This is a genomic window from Enterobacter sp. Ag1 (genome assembly GCA_000277545.1).
Classification (GTDB): Bacteria; Pseudomonadota; Gammaproteobacteria; order Enterobacterales; family Enterobacteriaceae; genus Cedecea.
In genome coordinates this window covers 1-410 of sequence record AKXM01000038.1, presented here as the reverse complement: position 1 = coordinate 410, position 410 = coordinate 1, and the positions used below count along the sequence as shown (strand labels likewise).

At 50.5% G+C, this 410-nt stretch carries 1 tRNA gene and 1 rRNA gene; both read right to left on the bottom strand.

What is annotated here, in order from left to right:
- Positions 1–149: 149 nt before the first annotated feature.
- Positions 150–226 (bottom strand) — tRNA-Ile (locus A936_RS15780).
- Positions 227–294: 68 nt separating this feature from the next.
- Positions 295–410: ribosomal RNA gene (locus A936_RS15775) — 16S ribosomal RNA — on the bottom strand; the annotation flags it as partial.

Below are 410 nucleotides of genomic sequence, written 5' to 3'. Positions count from 1 at the left end.
GCAAGGCAGGCGCTCTCCCAGCTGAGCTATAGCCCCATCGATTTCGTAAAACCTTTGATTACCATGAATTCATCGCTGGTCAAGGCGCAACTTAGCGACGCATACTGAGGTATGCGAGTCTGAGGTGCAACGCAGAACAGGGGAAAATTTGGTAGGCCTGAGTGGACTTGAACCACCGACCTCACCCTTATCAGGGGTGCGCTCTAACCACCTGAGCTACAAGCCTATAAGGTTTTACTGCTCGTTTTCTATCAGACAATCTGTGTGAGCACTGCGCGGGTTGTATCTATTAGGTAAGGAGGTGATCCAACCGCAGGTTCCCCTACGGTTACCTTGTTACGACTTCACCCCAGTCATGAATCACAAAGTGGTAAGCGCCCTCCCGAAGGTTAAGCTACCTACTTCTTTTG